Raw genomic sequence first — 17,786 nt, forward strand, 5'->3', positions numbered from 1 at the left:
GTGTGACCCCGGAATCCTTGTCGCCCGCCGGCATGCGGCGCGACTACACCGAGCGGGGCGCGCTGCTCGAGTCCGACCTGGCCGCGGACTGGACCAGCCAGTTCGCCCGCTGGTTCGCCGAGGCCAGCGCGGCCGGCCTGCCCGAGCCCAACGCCATGATCGTCGCCACGGCCGATCCGGCGGCCCGGCCCAGCGCCCGTACGGTCCTGCTCAAGGGCTACGACGAGCGCGGTTTCGTGTTCTTCACCAACTACACCTCCCGCAAGGGCACGGAGGCGCTGAGCAACCCGGCGGCGAGCCTGGTGTTCCCGTGGTTCCCGATGCAGCGGCAGGTGCTGGTGGCCGGCGCCGTCGAGCGGGTGGACCGGGCCGAGACCGAGGAGTACTTCGCGACCCGGCCGCGTGGCTCGCAGCTCGGCGCGTGGGCGAGCCCGCAGAGTCAGGTGCTGCCCGACCGGGCCGCGGTGGAGGCCGGGCTGGCCGCCGCCGTCGAGCGGTTCGGCGCCGAGGAGCCGGTGCCGCCCCCGCCGCACTGGGGTGGGCTGCGGGTGATTCCCGAGACAGTCGAGTTCTGGCAGGGCCGCAGCAACCGGCTGCACGACAGACTGCGCTTCCGCCGTACGGGCCCGGGCTGGGTCGTCGAGCGGCTCGCTCCGTGAGTCAGGAGCCGGTCGAGGCCGCGAGCCAGGTCACCGGGGAAGCCGTCAAGGAACGGCGCCGCAGCTGGGTCATCGACGTCCGGCCGCTGCGCGGGACGGCGTACCGGCGGATGTGGATCGGCAACGGCGTCTCGTACTTCGGCTTCCAGTTCACCTCGGTGGCCGTACCGGTGGAGATGTTCTCGATCACCCGGTCCTCCGCCTGGGTGGGCCTGCTCGGGATCGCCGCCCTGGTCCCGCTGCTGGTCTTCGGGTTGTGGGGCGGCGCCGCCGCCGACGTGGTGGACCGCCGCAAGCTGCTGCTGGCCAGTTCCACGCTGGCCTGGGTGGCCACGGCCGGCCTGCTGGTGCAGGCGCTGCTCGGCCTGCACAGCCCGTGGGTGCTGCTCGCGCTGACCGCCGTGCAGTCGGCCGGCTTCGCGGTGAGCTCACCGGCCCGGCAGGCGATCATCCCGCGGATCGTGCCGGGCGAGCTGGTGCCGGCGGCGAACACCCTGGCCTACACGACCACGACCGCCGGCGGCGTCCTCGGCCCGCTGGCCGCGGGCCTGATCTTCGGCGCCTGGTCCACCGACACGGGCGTGACCATCGCGTACGCGGTCGACGCTGTGTTGTTCACCATCTCGTTCTGGGCCACCTACCGGCTGCCGCCGATCCCGCCGGTGCACGACGACGGCGTTACCGCCCGGCCCACCGCCGGTCTGCGCGGCATCGCCGACGGCCTGCGGTTCCTGGGCGGCCAGCCGGTGCTGCTGCTCTCCTTCGCGGTGGACATCGTCGCGATGGTGCTGGCCATGCCGCGGGCGCTGTTCCCGGAGATCGCCGAGGACCGCTTCGGCGGGGGCTCGGCCGTGGGCTGGCTCTTCGCCGCCATCGCGATCGGCTCGGTGCTCGGCGGCCTGACCTCGGGCTGGATCGGGCGGATCAAGCGGCAGGGGGTCGCCCTGGTCATCGCCGTCGTGGGCTGGGGCATCGCGGTCGGGCTGGCCGGCCTGGCCCACTCGCTCTGGCTGATGGTGCTGCTGCTCGCCGTCGGCGGCGCGGCCGACCTGGTCAGCGCCGTCTACCGGCAGTCGATCCTGCAGACGTTCGCGCCCGACCGGCTGCGCGGACGGCTGCAGGGCGTCTTCACCGTGGTGGTGGCCGGCGGTCCCCGGCTGGGTGATCTGCGGGCCGGTGCCACCGCCGACGTGGCCGGGCCCACCGCCTCCTGGGCCGGTGGCGGTTTCGCCGCCGCCGGGCTGGCGGTCGTGCTCGCGCTGGCCTTCCCCGCCCTGCTTCGCTACCGTCCCCCGGCCGCCGCGGAGGACAACCGATAATGTCAGCGGCATGACTGACGTCGTGGCGGCGAGATCTGGATTGCAGTGGGCCATCGAGGCCGATGGCCACCGGGCCGTGATCGTGGAGGTCGGTGGCGTACTGCGCCACTACTCCGCGGGCGGCCGGGAGGTTCTGGACGGCTTCGGCCCTGATGAGATCTCGCCCGCTTCGGCCGGCCAGATCCTGGCCCCCTGGCCCAACCGGATCCGCGACGGGCACTACACCTTCGAGGACACCGCACACCAGCTGTCGCTGACCGAGCCCGCGCGGCACAACGCGATCCACGGGCTGACCAACTGGTCGCGGTGGAAGCTCGCCGACCAGACGGGCGACTCGGTGACGGTGGAGTTCGACCTGCCGCCGCAGATCGGCTACCCGTGGGCGCTGACCCTGCGCACCAAGTGGAGCGTCTCGGCCGACGGGCTGCGCTCGGAGCAGGAGGTCGTCAACACCAGCGACCAGAACGCGCCCTGGGGCTTCTCCGTGCACCCGTACCTCCAGCTGCCCGGCGTCGCGGTCGACGACATCCTGCTGCACGTGCCCGGCCGCAGCCGGGTCCTGGCCGACGGCCGGCTGCTGCCGATCGGCGCGGTCAAGGTGGTCGGCACCGAGTACGACTACACCGAGCCCCGCCGGGTCGGCTCGGCCGTGCTGGACACCACCTGGGGCGACCTGGACCGCCAGGCCGACGGCGGTTCCGCCGTGACCATCGCCGCGCCCGACGGCTCGCAGTCCGTCACGGTCTGGGGCGACGAGAATTTCCACTGGTGGCAGGTCTTCACCGGCGACACCCTGACCGGCGAGCGGTTCCGCCGGTCCCTGGCCATCGAGCCGATGACCTGCCCGCCGGACGCGTTCCGCTCCGGCCGCGACCTGATCGTGCTGGCGCCCGGGCAGACCTGGCGGGCCAGCTGGGGTGTGCGGCCCTCGGCGGCCTGAGCATGGAGTTCGACGAGGTCCTGCGCCGGCGCCGGATGGTCCGCACGTACGACAAGGACCGGCCGGTGCCGCCGGAGATCGTCGACAAGCTGATCCGGCACGCGCTGCGGGCGCCCTCGGCCGGCTTCTCCCAGGGCTGGGGTTTCCTGGTGCTGAGCGAGCCGGCGGACCGCGAGCTCTACTGGTCGGTGACCGCGCCCCGCGGCGACACCCCGGCGGAGCAGGCCGCGGCCGGCTCGTGGCTCGACCGGATGCGCTCGGCGCCGCTGATCATCGTGGCGCTCTCCAACAAGTCGGTCTACCTGGAGCGCTACGCCCAGGCCGACAAGGGCTGGATCGACCGGGACGAGAGCCGCTGGCCGGCGCCGTACTGGGACATCGACACCGGCTTCGCCGCCCTGCTCATCCACCTGACCGCGGTGAACGAAAAGCTTGGTTCGCTGTTCTTCGGGGTGCCGGCCGACCGGGTCGGTGCATTCCGGGACGCATTCGGCATTCCTGACGAATTTATGCCAGTGGGCGCCCTGACCATCGGCTATCCGGCACCCGACAAGAGGTCACCGTCACTACGCCGCGGGCACCGCCCGGTGGACGAGGTGGTGCATCATGGCCGGTGGACCGCGGCCGGTGGGCCGTCCGCGAGGGAAACCTGACAACGGGTGACGACGCCGGGACGCGGACCGGCCGCTAGGCTGGCGGCTCGCTAGGCTGGCAGGCAGAGCTGCCCGCCGGGCGGGCTGGACGTGCGTGAGGACCGGAGGGGAGCGTGCCGTCGTGATCTTCAAAGCGGTACGGGACGGAGCGCCGTACCCCGACCATCACACGACACTCAAGAGATGGGCCGAGATCCCGCCCCGCCCCATCCGGCTGGCCGATCTCATCACCACCAAGCGTGAGCTGGCCCTGGACAAGCTGCTGGCCGAGGACTCGACGTTCTACGGCGACCTGTTCCCGCACGTCGTCGAGTGGCACGGCGGCCTCTATCTGGAGGACGGCCTGCACCGCGCGTTGCGGGCGGCGCTGCAGCAGCGCAACCAGATCCACGCGAGAGTGCTCGTCATCGACAACTAACACCGCTAGTTTATGGGTATGGCCGTCGTCTCCCCGCTCGATCTCCTCGACCTGGACGCTCTGCTGACCGACGAGGAGCGCGATGTCCGCGCGCTCGCCCGCCGGGTCGTCGACGACCGGGTCCGCCCCTACGTCGCCGACTGGTACGAGCGCGGCGAGGTCCCCGTCCGCGCCCTGTCCCTCGAGTTCGGCAAGCTGGGCCTGCTCGGCATGCACCTGACCGGCTACGGCTGCGCCGGCGCGTCCGCCGTGGCGTACGGGCTGGCCTGCCTGGAGCTGGAGGCGGCCGACTCGGGGGTGCGCTCGCTCGTCTCCGTGCAGGGCTCGCTCGCGATGTACGCCATCTGGAAGTACGGCAGCGAGGAGCAGAAACAGCGCTGGCTGCCCGGCATGGCCGCGGGGGAGCTGATCGGCTGCTTCGGGCTCACCGAGCCGGACCACGGCTCCGACCCGGCGAACATGGCGACCCGGGCCCGGCGCGACGGCGACGACTGGGTGCTGACCGGCGGCAAGATGTGGATCACCAACGCCCCGGTCGCCGACGTGGCGGTGATCTGGGCCCGCACCGACGAGGGCGTGGCCGGTTTCGCCGTGCCCACCTCGACCGAGGGTTTCACCGCCCGCGAGGTCAAGCTCAAGCTGTCGCTGCGGGCCTCGGCCACCGGCGAGATCACCCTCGACGACGTCCGGGTGCCCGAGTCGGCCCGGCTGCCCACCGCGCGCGGCCTCAAGGCTCCGCTGTCCTGCCTCACCGAGGCCCGGTTCGGCATCGTCTGGGGCGCGCTGGGTGCGGCCCGCGACTGCCTGGAGACCGCGATCGCGTACGCCGGCACCCGCGAACAGTTCGGCCGCCCGATCGCGGGTTTCCAGCTCACCCAGGCGAAGCTGGCCGACATGACCCTCGAGCTGCAGAAGGGCTATCTGCTCGCGCTGCACCTGGGCCGCCGGCACGACGCCGTCGGGCTGCGTCCCGAGCAGGTCAGCGTGGGCAAGCTCAACAACGTCCGGGAAGCCATCAAGATCGCCCGGCAGTGCCGCACGATCCTCGGCGCCAACGGCATCAGCGGCGAGTATCCGGTGCTCAGGCACGGCAACAACCTCGAAAGTGTGCTCACGTACGAGGGAACCTCGGAGATCCACCAGCTGGTCATCGGGCAGAAATTGACGGGGTTGAGCGCCTTCACCGGCTGACCGGATGCGAGTGTCGTACCCCTTCCGTACCGTTGACCGCAGAAGGAGGGGGTGAGCACCGATGGCAAGTTCGCGTGACGTCGAGGAGCCGACCCGGGAGTATCCCGAGGTCGACGACCAGGTGGCGACCCGCCCCGCACCATCCGTGGACGATCCGGCCGGCCAGGATCCGGCCCCGGCCGGGGACCGCAAGCCGGGACTCGGCGGGTTCGCCCGCGTGGTCATCTTCACCGGAGTGGTCTTCGCGCTGATCGTGGCCATGTGCCTCGGCCTGCGCGCGATCAACGTCCTGCCCAGCTTCGACAACCCGTTCTCCGACAAGACCACCGACCGCAGCCAGCCGGTGCTGCTGCAGTCGATGCGGGACCTGAGCCGCTACGTCGCGGCCGACGGCACCTTCCAGGTCATCGTCGACCTCCAGGAGAACAAGGAGAACATCCCCGAGTTCCTGGTCAACAAGCGCACGCTGTTCGTGGGCTCGGGCACGGTCGAGGAGTACGTCGACTTCGGCACGCTCACCGAGGGCGCACTCAAGGTCAACAACGCGGACAAGTCGGTGCAGATCGAGCTGCCCGCGCCGCAGCAGGGCCAGGCCGCCCTCGACATGGAGCGCAGCTACGTCGTCGCGGAGGAACGCGGCCTGCTCAACCGCATCGGCGGCGCGTTCAGCAACGATCCGAACCAGCAGCAGCGCGTCTATCAGCTCGCCCAGCAGCGGATCACCGAGGCGGCGCGCAGCAGCGGGCTCGACCAGCGGGCCCGCGACAACACCGAGAAGATGCTCACCGGTCTGCTCGCCAGCTTGGGCTACACCTCGGTGACGGTCACCTTCGCCACTCCCTGACGCAAAGAGGTGGCGCCCCTTCCCGACCGTGGGAAGGGGCGCCGCGCTGCAGCTGAGGTCACTCGTTGGGGAGCAGGACCCAGAGGATCAGGTAGATCAGGAACTGCGGGCCGGGCAGCAGGCAGGACACGACGAAGATCAGCCGCATCACTCCGGAGGAGACCCCGAACCGGCGGGCCAGGGCGGAACAGACGCCGGCGATCCATCGGTCGTCGCGGGGCCGGGCAAGTCGGCGGGTCACGTCACTCACTCCTCATCAGTGGTGGTCGCAGCCGAGCGCCGCAACCACTGTCAACGGTATGGACCAGCCGCCACTTCGCCCTCGGTCCCGAGGTGGAGAACGGCGCTCACATTCCCGTAAGGGCTACCCGTACCCGGTGCGGGGCCGCTGTTAACATCTGGGCAATCTCGCCCCCACACACCGCGTGCACGGGCGTCCGAGGTGGGAGGGATGTCTCGGTGACGCTCGCCGTCCTGTGCGGGAGCACCGGCAACGACCTCGGTCCGGGTGCCGCCCGCCGGCTCGCCGACGAGCTGACCACGGCGCTGGCCGCCGCGGGGTCCACGACCGTCGTTCCGGTGGATGGTCTCGACGTCGCGGGTCAGCTGCGCGAGGTCGCCCGGATCGCCGCCGGCGCCGACGAGTCGCTGCTGATCTGCGCCGACAACCTGGTCGCGCATCCGAGCCTGCTGCGCACCCTGGCCACCGAGCCGGCCGGCCGCAGCACCGCGCTGGTGTTCGCCGAGGACGGTGGTGATCTGCGCGAGGAGCGCGGCCGCCTGGTGTTCGCCAGTGACGGGACGACCCGCTTCCTGGGCGCGATCAGCATCGCCTCGGCCGACCTGCCGATCCTGGTGGCCGCCGCGTCGCGGGCGGCCGACCACTCGGTTCAGCCGTCGCTCGCGAATGATGCCGGCGAGGGCGCGGCCACTGCGACCGCTCAGCGCGACGCCATCGACGTGCTGCTGCGCGCTCTGCTCGAGGCGGGGCTGGTGCCCATCGCCACCCGGGTGCGGCTGCTGCACGCCGAGCGGGTGCACACCGAGGCCGGTCTGGTCACCGCCCGGGCCGCTGTCGCCGCGGTGGACGAGGACGCCGCGTTGCTGCGGCTGGCCGTCAAGGAGAAGGACGACTTCTTCACCACGTACGCGGTGAGCACCTGGTCCCCGATCGTCACCAAGCTGTGCGCCCGCCTCGGCCTGACCCCGAGCGGCGTCACCGCGGTGTCCGTCGTCTTCGCCGTGGCCGCCGCCCTCGCCTTCTGGGAGGGTTCGCGGCCCGCGCTGATCGCCGGGGCGGTCCTGCTCTACCTCGGTTTCGTGCTGGACTGTGTAGACGGACAACTGGCCCGCTACACCCGCACGTTCGGCGCGTTCGGCGGCTGGCTCGACACCATGGCCGACCGCGCCAAGGAGTACGCGGTCTACGCCGGTCTCGCCGCCGGTGCGGAACGGGCCGGCCTGCCGTACGCGTGGCCGCTCGCGATCACCGCCATCGTGCTGCAGACGGTCCGCCACATGACCGACACCTGGTACGGCGCCCTGCACGACGAAGCCGCCGCCCGGCAGTCCGTCGGCACTGCGGGCAACAGTGACGCCGGCGGTGGCGTGGGAGCGCGGCTGAGCCGGGCCTCGAACCGGGTCCAGGCGGACACCGGGTCGGCGGCGTACTGGCTCAAGCGGATCGTGGTCTTCCCGATCGGGGAGCGCTGGGCGCTGATCGCCGTGCTCGCCGCGGTGAGCAACGGGCGGGTGGCCCTGGCCGCTGTGGTGGGCTGGGGACTGCTCGCTGCCGCGTACACGTTGGGTCTGCGGTCTTTGCGCTCGATCTCGATGCGCGTCGGCGTGCTGGACACGGTCGACACGTCGCGGCACCGCGACGACGGCCTGCTCGTCCGCGCGGTCCTGAGCGCGGCGAAGGTCAGAGCCCCGCTGATCACCGCCGTGATCGCGGCTCTGGCCGCGCTGGGTCTGGTGATCGGGTCGCTGACCGGTGTGGTGCCGGACGGCAGCGACGTCGGCATGTGGATCTCCGGTGACCTCAGGGTGCACCTGGTTCAGGCGGACGACGCCGCGGTCTGGCTGATCGTGGCCGCACTGCTGGTGCTCGGCGCCGGGCTGGCCGCCCGGGCGCGGCACGGCGGTCCGCTGGACTGGCTGATCCCGGCCGGGCTGCGCGCGGCCGAATACCTCATGGTCGTCGCGGTCGGCCTGATCTGTGCCGTGCCCACGCCCATTGTTTACCTGCTGTTGTTCGTCCTGGCACTGGATCACTACGACCTGACCGCCCGGATGGAGAAAGGTGCGCCCGACGCCACTGCGGCGAGGGCATGGCTCGGCTGGGACGGCCGGGTCGTCGTGCTGGTGCTGAGCGCACTGGCCGGGGTCGCCACGGTCGGGGAGCTGCTGCTCGCCGTCGTCGTGGGCGGCTCGTTCCTCGCGGGTGCGGTTCGTGACTGGCGCTCCGGAGGTAAACGATGACCCTGCTCAGCGTGGTGCTGCCCGTGTACAAGGTGCAGGGCTACCTGCGCCAGTGCCTGGACTCCCTGCTCGAGCAGCCGTTCACCGACATCGAGATTGTGGCCGTCGACGACTGCTCGCCCGACCACAGCGGCGCCATCCTGGCCGAGTACGCCGCGCGTGACTCCCGGGTCAAGGTTGTCACCGCGCCGGAGAACGTCGGCCTGGGCCGGGCCCGTAACCTCGGCCTCGACCACGCGACCGGCGACTATGTCTGGTTCCTGGACAGCGACGACTGGCTGGCCCAGGGCGCGCTCACCGCGATCGCCGACCGGCTCGCCGACACCGGTCCCGATGTGCTGATCTTCGGTTTCGACCGGGTGCACTGGGACGGCCGGGTGGTGGTCGCCGGCGCCGCGAAGGTGCTGGCCGAGGCGCCGGAGACGTTCACCGTGGCGGAGTGGCCGCGGGTGCTCAACGTGCTGCACGTCGCCTGGAACAAGGTCGTCCGCCGGGACCTGCTGGTCAAACTCGACTTCCGCTTCGAGCAGGGCTGGTACGAGGACGTCTCGTTCACGTACCCGGTGCTGGCCGCGGCCCAGCGGATCAGTGGCCTGCCGCGCACCTGCGTGCACTACCGGCAGCGCCGGACCGGGGCGATCACCCGGACCCTGGGGGACCGGCACTTCGAGATCTTCGACCACTGGGAGCACGCGTTCACCATGGTCGACGCCTTCTCGGCGCAGCCCGAGGTGCTGCGGCCGGCGCTCTACAAACGGATGCTCTGGCACTACCTCAGCGTGCTGCGCAACGCCGAGCGGGTACGGCGGGGCTCGCGCCGGCGCTTCTTCGAGCGGATCGTCGAGCACGCCCGCAAGTACCGGCCCGCGGCCGGCTACGAGATCCCGGACGGGCCCGAGGGGCTGCCGTACCGGCTCGTGGAGAAGGAAGCGTTCCTGCCGTTCCGGATCGCGGAGGGCGCAGCCCGCAAGGCCAAGCGCGTGCGGCGGTTCAAGCGGGTCTCGATCCGCCGGGCCCGCAAGCTCGCCCGCAAGGTCCGGGAGGCCGTGTACAGCGGCTACTACAAGCTCCAGCTGCGGCGGCCGGTGGACGACAAGCTCGCGCTGTACGCCGCGTACTGGTATCGCGGGGTGAGCTGCAACCCCGCGGCGATCGCGGCCAAGGCGGCGGAGCTGGCCCCGGACGTGCGCAACGTGTGGGTGGTCGGCCGGTCCCGGCTCAAGTCCGTGCCGCCGGGCACCGATTACGTCGTCGCCGGCTCGCGGGAGTACTACCGCCTGCTGGCCCGGGCGCGCTGGCTGGTCAACAACGTCAACTGGCCGAACTGGGTGGTCAAGCGGCCCGGCACCACGCACGTGATGACCCACCACGGCACGCCGCTGAAGATGATGGGCATGGACCAGGCCGATCACCCGGCCGCGGCCAAGGACCAGGACTTCCGGGCGCAGATGGGCCGGGCGGACCGCTGGGACTTCAGCATCACGGCGAACGCGCACACGACGGTCGCCTGGGAGCGGGCGTACCCCTGCCGGTACGAGACGCTCGAGGTCGGCTACCCGCGCAACGACCGGCTGGCGCTGGCGACACCGGCGGAGACGGTCGCCATGCGGGAGAAGCTGGGGATCGCGCCCGGCGAGCGGGTCGTGCTCTACACGCCGACGCACCGGGAGTGGCTGCCGCCCGGTCAGCAGGTGCTGGACATCGACGCGTTCGCCGACCGTTTGGGACCGGACACGGTGCTGCTCGTCCGGGCGCACTACTTCCACGTGACCGCTGCTCAGCGGACCGGGGCGCGGCGGGGGCGGATCCTGGACGTGTCCGCGTACCCGGTGGTCGAGGACCTCTATCTGGCCGCCGACGTGCTGATCACCGACTACTCGTCGGCGATGTTCGATTTCGCCGTGCTCGACCGGCCGGTGGTGATCTTCGCGCCCGACTGGCCGGCCTACCGTGAGCTGCGCGGCACGTATTTCGACCTGATGGAACTTCCACCGGGTGCCGTGGCGACGACCTTCGCCGAACTGGTCGAGGTCTTCCGCAGCGGTGCCTATGAGGACGCCACCGCGGGCGAGCGGCGGGCCCGGTTCCGGGAGCGGTTCTGCTCCCTCGACGACGGCGGAGCGGCCGAACGGGTCGTGCGCCGGGTGTTACTGGCCGGTACCGGTAAGTAAATTTCCGGTCCGGAACATCCGGCCCTTCCCGTCGCGACGGGGTCCCGAGTACTGCGACCTGCACAGACGATGCAATTAGTCGATCTTGCGAAGCCCGCAAACGGGTGACGATCCGGTGACTGTCGGCAAATGGCACGTTCACCCGATGGCAGGCATCGATGGCTGTAGTCACGCTAAGCCATCGTCGCAGCTCAAACGCAGGAGGTTGACGGTGTCCACCGTCGCGCTCAAGGACGTCACCAAGGTCTGGCCGGACGGTACGGTCGCGGTCGACCGCGTCAGCCTCGACGTCGAGGACGGTGAGTTCATGGTCCTGCTCGGGCCGTCCGGGTGCGGCAAGTCCACCGTCCTGCGCATGATCGCCGGACTGGAGGACCCCTCGGCCGGCGCCATCCTGCTCAACGGCGAACCGGTCATGGACCTGGCCCCGCGCGATCGGCGGATCGCCATGGTCTTCCAGGACTTCGCGCTCTACCCGCACATGACCGTCGGCGACAACATCGGCTTCCCGCTCAAGCTCTCCGGCATCGAGCCCGGGCCGCGCGGCGAGCGGATCGGCGACGTGGCCAGCGCGCTGGGCATCGGCGACGTGCTCGCCCGCAAGCCCGGCCAGCTCTCCGGCGGCCAGCGCCAGCGGGTCGCGATGGGCCGGGCCATCGTGCGCCGCCCGGGGCTGTTCCTGATGGACGAGCCGCTGTCCAACCTCGACAGCGGCCTGCGCGCGGAACTGCGGGCCGAGATCACCAGCCTGACCCGCGAGCTGGGCGTCACCACCATGTACGTCACCCACGACCAGGCCGAGGCGCTGACCATGGCCGACCGGGTGGCGATCATGCGCAAGGGCGTGCTGCAGGACCTGGGCACCCCGACCGAGGTGTACGGCCGCCCGGCCACCCTCTACGTCGCCGCCTTCCTGGGGGCGCCTCGGATGAACCTGCTTGAGGCCTCGGTCTACGTGCACCTGGACCGCTACATCGCGCTGAACCTCGGCGAGCAGGCCCTCTACCTGCCCTGGAACGACATCCGGGCGCGGGCGATCTCGCACTACCACGGTGAGCGCATCGTCGTCGGCATGCGGGCCGAGGCGCTGACCCCGGTCGCCCCGGACACCCCGGGCGACGTGCTGCAGGGACGCATCCGCTACCTCGAGCACCACGGGCACGAGTCGCTGGCCTTCCTGGACATCGGGGCGACCGCGGTGGTCGTCGACGAGCTGGGCAAGGCGGTCACCGAGACCGACTCCGAGACCGGCGTGGTGCGGCGGATCGGGGGCGCTCTGCAGCGGCTCACCGGGCGTACGGACAAGGCCGTGCTGGAGCGGGAGGAGGCCGAGAAGGCCTCGGTGCTCAGCGACCCGGGCCGGCACCACCGGCGGCCCGCCGAGCTGGCTGTGCGGCTGGCGCCGTACCCGGCCGTGTCGCCGGGGCATCCGCTGGCGATCAACGTGCGGATGGACGCCCTGCACTTCTTCGACGAGCGCGGCGACCGCATCGACGTCGGCTGGCGATGAAGATCACCCCTCGCTTCTCTTGACGGTATGGCCTATCGTCCCGCCTACGTCGGTGCGATGGCGTATCGACGTCGTTGAGGTTGCTGCTCAGCAGGTGGTGGCCCTGGCCTGCTACGGCGCGGTCCTCGGCTCGTTCCACAGCGTGCTGATGGCCCTGACCTCGGCGGTGAAGCTACCGCTGCTCTTCCTGGTCACGCTGGCACCCAGCTGGCGTGGACCCTGCGGCCGTTCTTCGGCAGCCCGGGAATGAAGTTCAGCCTGTACCGGGACATCGACGGCAACTTCTACGCGGAGATCCTGCGGACGCTGTCGCATCTGTTCTGATCTATTACCTGTTCCTTGACTGCCACGGAGGCGGTACGCAGCGTAGGCTGACCCGCGGTGGAAGAGACTGTCGACCAGCACGTGCTGCGTCCGGCTCCGGACAGGGAGTCGCCGGACGCCACCCCCGTGCACGCTCCGGCCGGAGGGTCGACCCTGCTGGACCGCAAGTTCGGTCGCGATGAGATCACCGTGGTCCGCCACGAGGTCACCGATCGGCTGGACACCGGGTTGCTCGCCGACCGGCTGCACGGCTTCGTCCTCGCGATCAACGAAGTGATCACCAACGCCGTGCTGCACGCGGGTGGTCAGGGTCGCATCGTGCTGTCGGTCACGGCCACGACGGTGTGGTGCACGGTGACCGACTCGGGGCCGGGCATCCCGGAGCAGTTCCGCCGTCCGCCGAACGTGCCTGAGGCGTTCGAGGTGGGCGGCCGGGGCATCTGGCTGGCGCACCAACTGTGCGACGAGGTGACGATGGCGACCGGCCCAATTGGCACGACTATCGAACTGTGCGTACACCTGCCCGGCCGCAATACCAGGTCTGGCCTGGTCAACGAGAGTGCGACAGCCGGCTGAACGAAGAATGAAACGCCGTGGAAATGTGATCGAGGGCATTGAGGCGTGTCGGCCATCCGGGGCGACTACATTGGGCCAGTGCTTGGACTACCTCCTCATGTGACGGCGTGCCTCTTCGACCTCGACGGCGTGCTCACGCAGACCGCCCTGGTGCATAACGCGGCGTGGAAACTGACCTTCGACGCGTTCCTCCAGACCTGGTCCCGGCACCATGGACAACCGTTTGTACCGTTCGACTCGGGCGCCGACTACCACCAGTACGTCGACGGCCGGCAACGTGCGGACGGGGTTCGCACGTTCCTCGCCTCACGGGGCATCACCCTGCCCGAAGGCACGCCCGACGACGGTCCCGACGCGGAGACCGTCAACGGCATCGGCAACCGCAAGAACATCCTGGTCCTGCAGAAGATCAAGGAAGGCGCGGTACAGGTCTACCCCGGCTCGGTCGACTACCTGCACGCGGCCAAGGCCGCCGGGCTGCGCCGCGCCGTCGTGTCGGCCAGTGCCAACTGCGCCGACGTCTTGCGGGCGGCCGGCATCGCGGAGCTGCTCGAGGTGCGCGTGGACGGCATCACCGCCCGCGAGCAACACTTGCCGGGCAAGCCGGCCCCGGACACGTTCCTGGCCGGCGCGAAACTGCTCGGGGTGGCCCCGGAGCAGTGCGCGGTGTTCGAGGACGCTCTGGCCGGCGTGGCCGCCGGCAAGGCCGGTGGCTTCGGCATCGTGATCGGCGTGGACCGGGTCGGCCAGGCCGACGCCCTGCGGGAGCACGGCGCCGACATCGTCGTGCAGGATCTCGCCGAGCTCCTCAAGTAATCCCCCTTACAGACTTTCTCTTTTCTCAGTTGCGAGAGGCACCACCGTGATCCGTGAACGGGCCTACCCCGTCGATCCCTGGCACATCAGGGAGACCCGGCTGGACCTGGATGTACTGGCTCAGTCCGAGTCGGTCTTCGCCCTGGCCAACGGCCACATCGGCATCCGGGGAAACCTGGACGAGGGCGAGCCGCACGGCCTGCCCGGCACCTACCTCAACTCGTTCTACGAGCTGCGGCCGCTGCCGTACGCCGAGGCGGGCTACGGGTTCCCCGAGTCGGGCCAGACGATGGTCAACGTCACCAACGCCAAGCTCATGCGGCTGCTCGTCGACGACGAGCCGTTCGACGTGCGCTACGGCGAGCTGCGCTCCCACGAGCGCTCGCTGGACCTGCGCGCGGGCACGCTCGAGCGGATCGTGGAGTGGGTCTCGCCCTCCGGTCAGGCGATCCGGGTGCGCACCGTACGCATGGTGTCGTTCACCCACCGCGCCATCGTCGCCTTCCTGTACGAGGTGGAGCCGCTCGACGCCTCCGCCCGGCTGATCCTGCAGTCGGAGCTGGTGGCCAACGAGCAGCTCCCGGCGACCAGCAAGGACCCCCGGGTGGCGGCGGTGCTGGACCACCCGCTGCAGGCCGAGGAGATGCTGGAGCAGCGCACCGGCGGCCTGCTCGTGCACCGCACCAAGGCCAGTGATCTGCGGATGGCCGCGGCGATGGAGCACCTGGTGGAGACGCCGGGCAAGCACGCGGTGACCACCGAGGGCCACCCGGACTGGCTGCGCACCACGGTCGCCTGCAAGCTCGAGCCGGGACAGAAGCTGCGGGTCGTCAAGATCGCCGCGTACGGCTGGTCGAGCAACCGCTCGCTGCCCGCCGTGCGCGACCAGGTCGGTGCGGCGCTCGCCAGCGCCCGGCTGGACGGCTGGGAGGGCCTGGTCGAGGCGCAGCGGGAATACCTGGACGCGTTCTGGGACCACTCCGACGTCAAGGTCGAAGGTGACCCGGAGGTGCAGCAGGCCGTCCGCTTCGGCCTCTTCCACACGCTGCAGGCCGGTGCCCGGGCCGAGCAGCGACCGGTCGGCTCCAAGGGCCTCACCGGCCCCGGTTACGACGGTCACACGTTCTGGGACGCCGAGACCTTCGTGCTGCCGGCCCTGACCTACACGCAGCCGGCCGCGGCGGCGGACGTGCTGCGCTGGCGGCACTCCACTCTGGATCTTGCCCGGGAGCGCGCGCAGACCCTCGGCCTGCAGGGCGCGGCCTTCCCGTGGCGCACGATCCGCGGGCAGGAGTGCTCGGCGTACTGGCCGGCCGGCACTGCCGGGTTCCACATCGGAGCCGACATTGCCGACGCCGTGCGGCGCTACGTCTCCGCGACCGGCGACTTCGACTTCGAGCGCGACTACGGCCTGGAGCTGCTCGTCGAGACCGCCCGGCTGTGGCGCTCGCTCGGGCACCACGACCGGCACGGCCGCTTCCACATCGACGGCGTCACCGGCCCGGACGAGTACACGGCCGTGGTCGACGACAACGTCTACACCAACCTGATGGCGCAGCAGAACATGTTCGCCGCGGCGGACGCGGCCAAGCGGCACCCGGAGCTCGCCCGCAAGCTGGGCGTGGACGACGAGGAGTCGGCGTCGTGGCGGGACGCGGCGGCTTCGGTGCACATCCCGTACGACCGGGAGCTCGGCGTGCACCAGCAGTCGGAGGGCTTCACCCGGCTGGCGGAGTGGGACTTCGAGAACACCCCGCCGGAGGCGTACCCGCTGCTGCTGAACTACCCGTACTTCGACCTGTACCGCAAGCAGGTGGTCAAGCAGGCCGACCTGGTCATGGCCATGTACCTGCGGGGTGATGCCTTCACCCCCGAGGAGAAGGCCCGCAACTTCGCGTACTACGACGCCCGTACCGTGCGGGACTCGTCGCTGTCGGCCTGCATCCAGGCCGTCATGGCCGCCGAGGTGGGCTTCGTGGAGCTGGCCCACGACTACCTGGGCGAGGCCGCCCTGATGGACCTGCACGACCTGCACCAGAACGCGCGGGACGGCGTGCACGTGGCGTCCCTGGCCGGTTCCTGGATCGCCCTGGTGGCGGGCCTGGGCGGCATGCGTGACTCCAACGGGCAGCTCTCCTTCGCGCCCCGGCTGCCGAGCCGGATCAACGCGCTGGAGTTCTCGCTGCTCTGGCGCGGCCTGCGGCTGCGGGTGGAGGTCACGGCCGACGAGGTCACCTACTCGCTGCGCAACGGCGGTGGGTCGGCGCGTCTGGACCTGCTGCACCACGGCAAGGAGGTCACCATCACCCAGGTGAAGCCGGTCGTGCTGCCGATCCCGCCGGCGCCGCCGACGGGCCCCGCGCCCAGCCAGCCGGCCGGTCGCGCCCCGGTGCGCCGGAACACCGGAGTCTGATTCAACAACGAAGAAGCCCCCGTCCTCCTCGCGGAGGACGGGGGCTTCTCTGCGCTCGCCGCGCTAAAGCATCGAGACGTGTACGTGGTCCGTGTGATCACTGGGACCGTGGTACGACTTCCAGCCCGTGGCCGGGAACCAGATCTGTTTGTTCCAGATGACGTAGAGGATGCCGAGCCGGTCGGCGTTACGCACCAGGAAGGCCATCAGGTTGTTGCCGTACTCGCGGGTGTCCTGGTTGTGCCAGCGGGCGAAGCCGCTCTTCTGCAGGGACCAGTCGCAGGCACGGCCCTTGGGATGCTCGAACGGGCCGCCGTTGCGATGACAACCGACGAACCGGTTGAACTTCGCCTTCTTCACTTCCTTGTACATGTGGAAGGTGCGTGCGGTGATGCAGCCACCGGTCGTCGGGTCGTCGACGTTGCAGCTCTCCGGGCTGAACTCACCGTCGGAGTTGCGGGGCGCCGGGGCGGCCTTCGGCGACTTGGCGAGCACGAAGCCACCCGTCACCGTGGTGCCACCCACCTGGGCCAGCGCCTTCTCGGCCGACTCCTTCTGCTTCTCCATCAGCGCGAGGTTCTGCTTCTGCGCCTTGACCTCCTGGTCCAGGCGCGTCTTGTTGGCGGTCACCTCGTCGATGGCCTGGTCCAGCTCGCGCAGCTTGCCGTCGTTGAGGGCGTTGATCTCCTCCAGGGAGACCGCCTTCTTGAGGAAGCCGTCCGGGCTGGAGGTGTTGAGCAGGAAGCCCATCGTCGAGATGCCGCCGGTGCGGTACTGCTGAGCGGCGACCGCGCCCACCTCGGGCAGCAGCAGGTCGCGCTTCGCCTCGGCGTTCTTGACCTTGAGGGCGAGGCCGAGCTGGGTCTTGGTCGACTTGGCGACTGCCGCCCGGGCTGTCAGATAGCGCCGGCCCGTGGAGTCCAGCACGTCGTTCAGCAGCGGGTTGTCGTCGCCGTCGTCGGCGGTGGCCGACTTGGTGTCGTCCGGATCGGCGTTCGCCGGGGATGCGGGCGCGAGCATCATCGTGACCGCGGCGAGCGGTGCCAGGGCGAGGATCAGCCACCGGCGGGGTCTTGCCGTCATTCAGAATCCTTCCGCGTGACCACCGGCCGGGTTAGCTGACGGGTTCGGGACGGAAGCGATCCCTACCACTGACTCGTGGATTCACCCCGGTAGTTCTGTGGTTCCCCGGCTCATCTTGCGACGATTAGATGGTGGGCTGCCGGCGCCTTGGGGGCAGCGCCTTCTGGCAGTGACCGGCGGCCAGCTTACCTGACAACGGCCGAAGTGGCAGTGCTGCCGCGAACGGTAAAACGGTTACCAGGCAACGACTTTCCGTCACCGCTCGATGGAATGACGCAGGTCATAGCCCGTAACGACGTATCAATGTGAGTCGTTGCATTCTTTCCGTCGATTGCTCACCATCAGTGCACGATCGATTGCGTACGGTGTGACGACTGTCGATTCCTAG

General features: G+C 70.3%; 16 protein-coding genes and 1 riboswitch. Of the genes, 14 read left to right on the top strand and 2 right to left on the bottom strand.

The annotated features are described in order from the left end of the window. Nucleotides 1–32: 32 nt before the first annotated feature. The 7 genes from pdxH (at nt 33) to ACQP2Y_RS02270 (ending at nt 6,024) form a co-directional block, all read left to right on the top strand. A complete protein-coding gene (gene pdxH, locus ACQP2Y_RS02240; RefSeq protein WP_433731705.1) occupies nt 33–659 on the top strand; it encodes a pyridoxamine 5'-phosphate oxidase in 627 nt (208 codons plus the stop codon). Further along, the gene (locus ACQP2Y_RS02245) at nt 656–1,978 is read left to right on the top strand and encodes an MFS transporter (protein WP_433724086.1); all 1,323 of its coding nucleotides are present in this window, start codon (nt 656–658) and stop codon (nt 1,976–1,978) included. Before pdxH ends, ACQP2Y_RS02245 begins: the two co-directional genes overlap by 4 nt. Before the next feature lie 10 nt (nt 1,979–1,988). Beyond that, on the top strand, nt 1,989–2,918 hold the full coding sequence (locus ACQP2Y_RS02250; protein WP_433724088.1) for an aldose 1-epimerase family protein: 930 nt from the start codon (nt 1,989–1,991) through the stop codon (nt 2,916–2,918). Between the two features lie 2 nt (nt 2,919–2,920). Continuing rightward, complete coding sequence (locus ACQP2Y_RS02255) at nt 2,921–3,571, top strand: nitroreductase family protein (protein WP_433724090.1); 651 nt, start codon at nt 2,921–2,923, stop codon at nt 3,569–3,571. Between the two features lie 121 nt (nt 3,572–3,692). After that, complete coding sequence (locus ACQP2Y_RS02260; protein WP_125807223.1) at nt 3,693–3,989, top strand: type II toxin-antitoxin system VapB family antitoxin; 297 nt, start codon at nt 3,693–3,695, stop codon at nt 3,987–3,989. Nucleotides 3,990–4,007: 18 nt separating this feature from the next. Beyond that, complete coding sequence (locus tag ACQP2Y_RS02265) at nt 4,008–5,180, top strand: acyl-CoA dehydrogenase family protein (RefSeq protein ID WP_433724092.1); 1,173 nt, start codon at nt 4,008–4,010, stop codon at nt 5,178–5,180. A 61-nt stretch (nt 5,181–5,241) separates the two neighbouring features. After that, nucleotides 5,242–6,024, top strand: coding sequence for a DUF4230 domain-containing protein (locus ACQP2Y_RS02270; protein ID WP_433724094.1), 783 nt, complete (start codon nt 5,242–5,244; stop codon nt 6,022–6,024). Nucleotides 6,025–6,082: 58 nt separating this feature from the next. On the opposite strand, the gene ACQP2Y_RS02275 is transcribed toward ACQP2Y_RS02270, so the two are convergent. Beyond that, nucleotides 6,083–6,265 (bottom strand): PspC domain-containing protein, encoded by a 183-nt coding sequence (locus ACQP2Y_RS02275; RefSeq protein WP_203772772.1) that lies wholly within the window; start codon nt 6,263–6,265, stop codon nt 6,083–6,085. 218 nt (nt 6,266–6,483) lie between these two features. On the opposite strand from ACQP2Y_RS02275, the gene ACQP2Y_RS02280 reads away from it, so the two are divergent. The 7 genes from ACQP2Y_RS02280 (at nt 6,484) to ACQP2Y_RS02310 (ending at nt 16,315) form a co-directional block, all read left to right on the top strand. After that, complete coding sequence (locus tag ACQP2Y_RS02280; protein WP_433724097.1) at nt 6,484–8,505, top strand: DUF5941 domain-containing protein; 2,022 nt, start codon at nt 6,484–6,486, stop codon at nt 8,503–8,505. Further along, on the top strand, nt 8,502–10,676 hold the full coding sequence (locus ACQP2Y_RS02285; protein WP_433724099.1) for a bifunctional glycosyltransferase/CDP-glycerol:glycerophosphate glycerophosphotransferase: 2,175 nt from the start codon (nt 8,502–8,504) through the stop codon (nt 10,674–10,676). Before ACQP2Y_RS02280 ends, ACQP2Y_RS02285 begins: the two co-directional genes overlap by 4 nt. Nucleotides 10,677–10,887: 211 nt before the next feature. Further along, nucleotides 10,888–12,186 (top strand): ABC transporter ATP-binding protein, encoded by a 1,299-nt coding sequence (locus ACQP2Y_RS02290; protein ID WP_360551086.1) that lies wholly within the window; start codon nt 10,888–10,890, stop codon nt 12,184–12,186. Nucleotides 12,187–12,238: 52 nt separating this feature from the next. Beyond that, complete coding sequence (locus tag ACQP2Y_RS02295) at nt 12,239–12,436, top strand: hypothetical protein (protein ID WP_433724101.1); 198 nt, start codon at nt 12,239–12,241, stop codon at nt 12,434–12,436. A gap of 131 nt (nt 12,437–12,567) precedes the next feature. Beyond that, the gene (locus ACQP2Y_RS02300; RefSeq protein WP_433724103.1) at nt 12,568–13,086 is read left to right on the top strand and encodes an ATP-binding protein; all 519 of its coding nucleotides are present in this window, start codon (nt 12,568–12,570) and stop codon (nt 13,084–13,086) included. A gap of 78 nt (nt 13,087–13,164) precedes the next feature. Next, on the top strand, nt 13,165–13,902 hold the full coding sequence (locus ACQP2Y_RS02305; RefSeq protein WP_433724105.1) for a beta-phosphoglucomutase family hydrolase: 738 nt from the start codon (nt 13,165–13,167) through the stop codon (nt 13,900–13,902). 46 nt (nt 13,903–13,948) lie between these two features. Then, on the top strand, nt 13,949–16,315 hold the full coding sequence (locus ACQP2Y_RS02310) for a glycoside hydrolase family 65 protein (protein WP_433724107.1): 2,367 nt from the start codon (nt 13,949–13,951) through the stop codon (nt 16,313–16,315). Between the two features lie 63 nt (nt 16,316–16,378). On the opposite strand, the gene ACQP2Y_RS02315 is transcribed toward ACQP2Y_RS02310, so the two are convergent. Next, on the bottom strand, nt 16,379–17,398 hold the full coding sequence (locus tag ACQP2Y_RS02315; RefSeq protein WP_433724109.1) for a coiled-coil domain-containing protein: 1,020 nt from the start codon (nt 17,396–17,398) through the stop codon (nt 16,379–16,381). Between the two features lie 5 nt (nt 17,399–17,403). Then, a riboswitch (cyclic di-AMP (ydaO/yuaA leader) is annotated at nt 17,404–17,539 on the bottom strand. Nucleotides 17,540–17,786 lie beyond the last annotated feature (247 nt).

This window comes from Actinoplanes sp. CA-051413 (genome assembly GCF_050955795.1).
Classification (GTDB): domain Bacteria; phylum Actinomycetota; class Actinomycetes; order Mycobacteriales; family Micromonosporaceae; genus Actinoplanes.